The sequence below is a fragment of the Testudinibacter crocodili genome, from assembly GCF_006228025.1.
Classification (GTDB): Bacteria; Pseudomonadota; Gammaproteobacteria; order Enterobacterales; family Pasteurellaceae; genus Chelonobacter.
Window position 1 is genome coordinate 1 of sequence record NZ_VDHF01000121.1, and the last position, 8,462, is coordinate 8,462.

Consider the following 8,462-nt stretch of genomic DNA (forward strand, 5'->3'; position numbering starts at 1 on the left):
AAGTTACTAGGGTCTGTTGATCTTTGTTTATAATTTGAGCTATAGACACTTTTTCTCCAATACAAGGCAAAAGTTGTGAAGTTTAGTCATTCTAAACGAACAGCTTTTAACGCCGCTGTAGTAGCGAAAAGTAATGGCGAAAAAGAGTCATAGTCCTGCGGATTGTGTTTAAAATGAGCACACTCGTCGTTGTAATCCTCATCAATAGTCCCGCTATTGATTTCGGCTTACGCCTAGATTGTGCTCATTTTAAACGACAACTCAAAATATAAACAAAGATCAACAGACCCTAATGATAATCAACTATTTCCACATGGTGAGCGTGCCCATGCTGCCAAATAAAACAGATTCGCCATTGATCGTTAATCCGAATACTGTATTGCCCTTCTCGATCTCCCCTTAAGGCTTCTAACTTATTGCCGGGAGGAAGTCTAAGAAACGCCAGATCAGTTGCAGAATGCAGCTGTTGTAACTTTCTGATGGCAATTCTTTCAAAAGAAATAAATTTTGCAAAACGCTTACCGTGAAAAAATGCTTTCGTTTTTTTACAAGCAAAATGTGTAATCATCGTAGCCTGGTCCATTAATATTATAATAACGCATTGCGTTATTATCAAGAAAATGAGTGTACAATGATTCACATTATGCTTAGCCAGAAATTGAATCCTGCGTTGGTATAAAAATATGGAATTTAGATCGCACGTTGCAAAAATAAGTGACAAAAAAAGCAGCCCTTCGGCTGCTTCAGTGAGTTGATCATCAGTTGATCGTAAGACCGCACTTTTGCTGCATTTACGCTTGATCACCGATCAGCACGGATTCCAATGCAATTTCGATCATATCGTTGAAAGTCAATTGGCGTTCTTCAGCGCTGGTTTGTTCGTGGGTACGAATATGGTCGGAAACGGTGCAGATACACAGCGCTTTTGCACCGAATTCAGCGGCAACACCGTAAATACCGGCAGCTTCCATTTCTACACCCAAAATACCGTATTTTTCCATCACGTCGAACATCGCCACATCCGGCGTGTAAAACAGATCGGCAGAGAAGATGTTACCGACCCGCACGTTTACCCCTTTTTGCTTCGCCGCTTGCACCGCTGCCTGTGTCATATCAAAGTCGGCAATCGCTGCAAAATCATGATCCTTAAAGCGAATACGGTTGACTTTTGAGTCGGTACAAGCACCGGCGCCGATCACCACATCACGCAATTTGACATCCATTCGTACCGCACCGCAAGAGCCTACACGGATAATTTTTTTGACACCGTATTCGGTGATCAGTTCTTTGGCATAGATCGAGCAAGACGGAATCCCCATGCCGTGCCCCATCACCGAAATTTTGCGCCCTTTATAAGTGCCGGTGTAACCCAGCATATTACGCACATTGGTCACTTCTTTGGCGTCATCTAAAAAGGTTTCTGCAATATATTTGGCGCGCAACGGATCGCCCGGCATTAAAACAACATCGGCAAAAGCGCCGTCAACAGCATTAATATGTGGAGTTGGCATAATTTTAGTCCTCTTTTTTAATCAGTTATTTTTGATTCAATTATTTGTTAAAGTTAATCATTGATGTGCCGTAATCCATTGGCGACAGGTCAAAATAATTAGCAATAGTCTGCCCGATGTCGGCAAAGGTTTCACGTTTGCCCAAGAAGCCTTTCGGAACCTCGCTGCCGTACAGCAACACCGGCACATGTTCACGGGTGTGGTCAGTGCCAGTCCAAGTCGGATCACAGCCATGATCAGCGGTAATAATCAGTAAATCGCCCTCTTCCACCAGTTTCAATACTTCCGGCAGACGCGAATCAAAATATTCCAACGCTTGGGCATAGCCTGCTACATCACGGCGATGACCATAGTCCGAATCAAAATTGACAAAGTTCGGGAACACAATGGTGTTGTCGCCGGCGGCTTTGATCTCAACAATCGTTTTGTCGTAAATCTCTTCCAAGCCGGTCGCTTTCACTTTGCTCGTGATCCCAGTGTGGGCATAAATATCAGCGATTTTGCCGATCGAAACCACTTCGCCTTGTTTTTCGTCGACCAGTTTTTGCAGTACTGTAGCTGATGGTGGTTGCACCGAATAATCATGGCGGTTGCCGGTGCGTTTGAAATTGCCGGCTTTGTCACCCACAAACGGACGGGCAATCACACGACCGATATTGTAGCCTTCCAGCTCTTCACGCACGATATGGCACAATTCGTACAATTTTTCCAAGCCATAAGTCTCTTCATGACAGGCAATTTGGAATACGGAATCCGCAGAAGTATAGAAAATCGGTTTGCCGGTTTTCATATGCTCTTCGCCCAAGTCGTCCAATACGACGGTACCAGAAGAGTGACAATTGCCCAAATAGCCCGGGATACCGCTCTTTGCTACGATTCTGTCTAAGAGTTCTTGTGGAAAGCTGTTTTGATGATCTTTAAAATAGCCCCAGTCGAACAGCACCGGCACCCCAGCGATTTCCCAGTGACCTGATGGCGTATCTTTGCCAGATGAGATCTCTTTGGCAAAAGCATAGCCACCGATCACCTCTGCATCGCCATCCATGCCTGCCGGCACACGCCCGGTTGATTCTTTTGCTGCCAGCGCCAAACCCAATTTGGTTAGGTTAGGCAGTTTCAACGCACCGCTACGCTCGGCGTTATCCGCTTTGCCTGCTGCACATTGCTCAGCAATATGCCCTAAAGTATCAGACCCGACATCTCCAAATTTATCCGCATCGGCGGCAGCCCCGATTCCAAACGAATCCATCATTAAAATAAAGACTCTTTTCATTTTATTTTCCTATTGTTATGACTATTGTTATAACTATTGATATCACTAATATCCACTCGTTGTTTTAGACTGGCTTTTACCACTTAAAGTTCCCAACAAATCGTTCAGCAAACCAGAGGCGCCAAAGCGGAAATGTGTCGGGTTGATCCAGTCAGCACTGAGAATATCTGCGGCTAATTGCAGATACTGCTGCGCATCTTGTGCGGTGCGTACGCCACCGGCCGCTTTAAAACCGACCCGATCTTGCACTTGCAAATCCACAATGGTTTGTAACATAACCGCTGCGGATTCCAAGGTCGCATTGACTTTTACTTTACCGGTCGAGGTTTTGATAAAATCAGCACCGGCACGAATCGAAATTTCCGATGCCAAACGGATCAACTCCGCTTGCTGTAATTCGCCGCTTTCGATGATCACTTTCAACAACACACCACGCTCGGCACAAACTTGTTTACAACGACTGACCAAATCAAAACCGCACTTTTGATCACCGCTGATCAAAGTGCGGTATGGAAACACCACATCGACTTCATCTGCACCGTAAGCAATGGCTGCTTTGGTTTCACTGACCGCAATTTCGATGTCGTCATTGCCATGTGGAAAGTTGGTTACGGTGGCAATTTTCACCTGGTTCAAGCCAAGTTGGCGCAAGGTTTTGCGCGCAATCGGAATAAAGCGTGGGTACACACAAATCGCCGCTGGCGAACCAAAATCTGTTTTTGCCTGCCGGCACAATTCGATAATGACTGCATCGCTGTCATTATCATTTAAGCTGGTCAAATCCATCAAACTTAATGCCAGTTTGGCTGAAGACTCTCTATTTTCTAATGTATTCATTTTCACACTACCTTGTTACATCAAATACCAATGACAAACACCACGCCTGGCGTGGTGTTTAAATATTCGTTATTTTTTGACGAATTATCCGACTAATGCTGCACCGGTCAAACCGATAAACAAGCCGGCAATTGCAGCACTCATCAGGTTCGATAAAGAACCGGCAATAACCGCTTTAATCCCTAAGCGAGCGACATCGGAACGACGGTTTGGCGCCATAGTACCCAAACCACCAATCAAGATTGCAATAGAGCTGAAGTTGGCAAAACCACACAAAGCAAAGGTAATGATAGCTTTAGTTTTTTCAGTCAGCACCATTGGCGCTTCTGCGCCCAGATATTTCACAAAATCCATGTAAGCCACAAATTCATTGATAACCAGTTTTTGCCCGATCATTGAACCAGCGACTTGTGCTTCATTCCATGGCACCCCGATAACATACGCCAACGGTTGGAACACCCAGCCTAAAATAATTTGCAGTGACAGCTCCGGATAGTTAAACCAACTGCCGATGCCACCAATAATCCCGTTCAACAAGGCGATCAAGGCGATAAATGCCAACAACATTGCGCCAACATTCAGTGCCAATTGCATACCGGAAGACGCTCCCGCAGCAGCAGCATCTAGCACATTAGACGGTTTTTCTTCCACTGCATCGTGATCCAAATCATCATGCGGGTGTTCGGTTTGTGGAATCAAAATTTTAGCAAACAATAAGCCGCCCGGTGCCGCCATAAACGAAGCTGCGATTAAATACGGCAACGGTACTCCCATTTGCGCATAACCGATCATGACCGCCCCGGCAACCGACGCCAAACCACCACACATAATCGCAAACAGCTCCGATTCGGTCATTTTGGCGATATACGGTTTCACAATCAACGGCGCTTCAGTTTGCCCAACAAAAATATTGGCTGCTGCCGACATCGATTCGGTTTTGGAGGTTTTCAACACCAGTTGCAGGAAACCACCGATAATTTTGATCACCCACTGCATTACACCGATGTAATACAACACTGAAATCAACGAGGCGAAGAAAATAATGGCTGGCAATACCCGCAACGCAAATACGAAACCGCCACCGCCAAAGACTTCGAACATTTTATCGCTGACCAAACCGCCAAATAAAAAGCCAATCCCGTCATTACCATAATTGATTACTTTCTGTACACCTTCCGCAGCAGCTAAAAGTGCATCACGCCCTGCCGGCACATAAAGAATCAATGCACCGATACTGACTTGAATCGCTAATGCCCCCAACACCGTACGAAGGTTAATCGCTTTACGATTGTTTGATAATAGGAATGCAATGCCCAACAGCACAATGATGCCTAATATGCTCATTAATGAGTCCATAATTACCTCTAAAATAGTCTTTAAAATTTTTGTTATAAAAAACACAGCTTAAAATATATCAATTTCTATTAAAGATAGTCGATTTGATAGCTTATTGATTGGTGCAACTATACGCCTTTTTCCAAAAAAATCTGAAAATAATTTCCATAATGCGATCAAAATCAACTAATCTGAAAAATATTCAGCGCTCTTGTTTAAAAAACACACCGAAATGTTGATTTAACAAACAGTTATCACCCTATTGATACCGCACTTTTTGGCATATTGTTCCAACTGATTCATATAGCCGATATCTGGGGTATGAGCCGCAATACCAGCCGGATCACGCGTGCCTTTTGCATGCACGCGAATCAGCTTGAAAATCACCTCTGGGTGCTCTTTGAGCAGCATTGCCGTCTGTTCGATCAATTCGTAGCTGTCAACAAAATCGAGCATCACAACCAAGCGGACCTCTTCGATTTTCCCCAGCGCTAACAGACGGCGCAAATTATCAAGATTACGAGTTAAATTTGCCGATTTTATTCGCTGTGTCGCGATCAAACTATCCGGCACTTTTCCGCTCTGATTTTTACGCTCAAAGCAAAGTGCCTGCAAGCCCAAGCCGCTGCCTTTCAGATCAAATAAAAATTTATCGGTCAGTGCAATCAACTCTTGCATCGGTTCAAACTCAAAAAAACCACTCGAATCCAAATAACAACTTAAACCCAGTTGGCGCAACGCCTGAAACAGCGGCACTAATTTACGATGGTGAATGGTCGGCTCGCCACCCGAAATCGTCACGCCGCGAATAAACGGCATTGAATCTTGAACTTGATCATACAGATAACGCAGACTAACCCGTTTACTGTCGGCGCTGTATCTCGGAATAGTTTCTGGGTTGTGGCAATACAAACAATTCAATTTGCAGCCTTGCAGAAAAATACTGATGCGATTGCCAGCACCTTCAACGTTGGAAAAGGGAATAATGCGGTGCAGCGGTAGCGTAATATCGGAAAGTGCGGTCAGCGAACCGCACTTTGAATCATTATCTGACAACAACCCGTTATGCGGCATTGACATTGCCCTGATCACGCAGTTGGCGGTCAAAAACTTGCGCGCAGTCATCGGTTCCCGCACCAAACCAAGTAGTATCACGCAATACTGCCTCGCCTTGACGGAAACGTTCGACTTCGCTTTTCTTCACCAGATAGCCGGTCACCCGAATCAAATCGGTATTTTTCAGATAGGTGGTGATATAGCGATAATTCAGTGCAAAGGCGCCGTCAATGATATCCACCACCGCATCAAGGTGATCAACATAGGTTTGATCAAAGGCAAACAAGTCTCCAGTGCCGGACGGAAAATATTGATGATACGGCGCGGATTGTTTTAAGTGTGCTAATAAGGTCGGCTCTTGTCCGACTTTGACCCGATGTGCTGGCGTATTCAATTTATCTTCCGGATCAATACTGGCGCCCACTTGGGCATGCAACAAATAGTGGTTGTCGGTTCTTTCGGCGTAAACCCCGATATGGCTGTCATTCACGCTTTTTAATTTTTGCATGATTGCAGTGGCAATTTCCTCACCTCGCGCACTCTGCCCAAAGGTTTCGTTCAACCCCTCTTGCCGCAACAGGTGGTTGGTGGCATCAGCCAAACCGACAATCGCAAACATGCCGGTAAAATTGGTGCGTTTAATAAAGCCTTCTTGCTCCAAAAAGCTGGTCTTGAAAAAATTACTCTGTTCAACAATAAATTGATGCCGCTTATCCATGGTAGAAAGTGCCAATTTCGCCACTTTCGGCAACAGTTGTTCCACCATTTCCGTGACCGAGCCGCAAGCTCTGGCTATCGTACCCAAACGCAAACGAGTCAAGGTATAAGCCCCGCCACATTCCGGCAAAGCGTTATAACAGCTGGCAACGCCATACTCCTCGCCCAAATCGGCACGATAATAAGCATCATTGGCAAACGATGGCTTGGACACCAACAAACAGGCTTTTGCCGCTAACTCAGCAAATTCACGCGAGGTTTTGTTTTTATCGTAACGAATCGTCATATTCGGCGTCGTGTTTTCCAACTCGATCACTGCCTGTAGAATCAACCGTCCGGCACGGGTTTCATAAGGACCGATATTGGCGTGACAAAAAGAGTCCGGCACGGTTTTATCAATATGATTTAAAAAGCGTTTAATTTTGATATAGTCTTGCGCTTCGTCACAAATAAACGGCTCCAGCAAGCTGTCTAACCGTCCGATATAAACCGGAAACGTGGTAATAGACGGAACATGGGAGTAAATAATCAGCAATCCGTCCAACACGTCATCAAGAGTTTTTGGTATCGGCAGATCAAGAAAGCGACAACCCTTTTTAACATAGACCGAATAATCCGGCAGAATGTAGCGCGGACGATAAACTGCATAGCCTTCATTCAAATCACAGATCATTTGATTTTGAAGATATTGCCACTCTTCATCGCTATAACCCAACAGTTCTCTCGGATCAAACAAACGCTCCGCAATATTGCCTAATGTCATTAATTTTTGTTGATAGGTCAAATTTTCGGCTTTAACCGTGTCCAGAATATCCTGTAATGTTGCTAACATAAGTGCTCCCTCAATATCCTCTACTCTAAAAAACAAATGGTATAGAATTCACCTTTCGCCCACAAGATTAAAACTGTGATCACCGTCAACTAACTGGGATATTTCTCAATTTAGCTCACTGATACTAAAAAATGATTTAGCAATTGAGCAGAACACGATTAGAATGATGTGGATACTGCTCACTCTCGGAAATCTATGACCGTTAATACCTTCAAAAAACAGTTTGCCGTTCTCCCAAAAACCAAATGGAGCGCCAGCCGGTTATGGGAGTTCAAAAGGCGTAGTTTTCTACCGCTGTGCATTTCGCTGATCTTGGTCGGCATCGGGGAAGGATTTTTGTTGGTCTCCAATCTCGGCTCTGCCCCTTGGACAATTTTGTCACAGGGCATCGCCCTGCAAACCGAGGTAAGTGTCGGCGTTGCTTCTTTTATCGTCAGTTGTCTGGTGATGTTATGCTGGTTTCCGCTGCATTTAAAAATCGGTCTGGGCACGGTGTTAAATATTATCCTGATCGCGATTGCGCTTGGCGTCACCGCTAAAATGGTCGCCTCGCCTGCAACCGCACTTGGACAGTTCGGCTATGCTGTGATCGGCATTTTATTGATGGGCATCGGCTCCGCCTTTTACCTCACCTGTCATATGGGCGCCGGCCCACGCGACGGCTTAATGGTCGGACTATGCCAACGCTTTAAACTCAAAGTCGGTTTGGTACGCACCCTCATGGAAAGCAGCGTCGCCCTGATCGGCTTTTTACTCGGCGGCACCCTGGGCTTCGCCACGCTACTGTTCGCATTTTCTATCGGCTGGGTTATTCAATTAACCTTATACTGCTTCACGGCTTATCGCAGCGAATAGTCGTCTCAAATAAAAATATTGAACTAATATTGGGCATAGTAGACAA

Annotated in this window: 8 protein-coding genes; 1 reads left to right on the forward strand and 7 read right to left on the reverse strand. The window is 45.1% G+C overall.

Annotated features, from left to right (window positions below; all coding sequences use genetic code 11):
* Positions 1-289: 289 nt before the first annotated feature.
* The 7 genes from FHQ23_RS11385 to FHQ23_RS11415 form a co-directional block, all read right to left on the reverse strand.
* Positions 290-568 (reverse strand): type II toxin-antitoxin system RelE/ParE family toxin, encoded by a 279-nt coding sequence (locus FHQ23_RS11385; RefSeq protein ID WP_139614425.1) that lies wholly within the window; start codon positions 566-568, stop codon positions 290-292.
* Positions 569-791: 223 nt separating this feature from the next.
* The gene (gene deoD, locus FHQ23_RS11390) at positions 792-1,511 is read right to left on the reverse strand and encodes a purine-nucleoside phosphorylase (protein ID WP_139614426.1); all 720 of its coding nucleotides are present in this window, start codon (positions 1,509-1,511) and stop codon (positions 792-794) included.
* Between the two features lie 40 nt (positions 1,512-1,551).
* Complete coding sequence (gene deoB / locus FHQ23_RS11395) at positions 1,552-2,784, reverse strand: phosphopentomutase (RefSeq protein ID WP_139614427.1); 1,233 nt, start codon at positions 2,782-2,784, stop codon at positions 1,552-1,554.
* A 45-nt stretch (positions 2,785-2,829) separates the two neighbouring features.
* Positions 2,830-3,621, reverse strand: a complete 792-nt coding sequence (gene deoC, locus FHQ23_RS11400) for a deoxyribose-phosphate aldolase (protein WP_139614428.1) — start codon at positions 3,619-3,621, stop codon at positions 2,830-2,832.
* A gap of 84 nt (positions 3,622-3,705) precedes the next feature.
* Positions 3,706-4,977, reverse strand: a complete 1,272-nt coding sequence (locus tag FHQ23_RS11405) for a NupC/NupG family nucleoside CNT transporter (protein WP_139614429.1) — start codon at positions 4,975-4,977, stop codon at positions 3,706-3,708.
* 219 nt (positions 4,978-5,196) lie between these two features.
* Positions 5,197-5,982, reverse strand: coding sequence for a 4Fe-4S cluster-binding domain-containing protein (locus tag FHQ23_RS11410; RefSeq protein ID WP_139614432.1), 786 nt, complete (start codon positions 5,980-5,982; stop codon positions 5,197-5,199).
* Between the two features lie 37 nt (positions 5,983-6,019).
* A complete protein-coding gene (locus FHQ23_RS11415) occupies positions 6,020-7,561 on the reverse strand; it encodes a YjjI family glycine radical enzyme (RefSeq protein ID WP_139614430.1) in 1,542 nt (513 codons plus the stop codon).
* A 195-nt stretch (positions 7,562-7,756) separates the two neighbouring features.
* Between FHQ23_RS11415 and yczE the strand changes: the two genes are divergently transcribed.
* Positions 7,757-8,416 (forward strand): membrane protein YczE, encoded by a 660-nt coding sequence (yczE, locus tag FHQ23_RS11420; RefSeq protein ID WP_139614431.1) that lies wholly within the window; start codon positions 7,757-7,759, stop codon positions 8,414-8,416.
* The last annotated feature ends 46 nt before the right edge of the window (positions 8,417-8,462 follow it).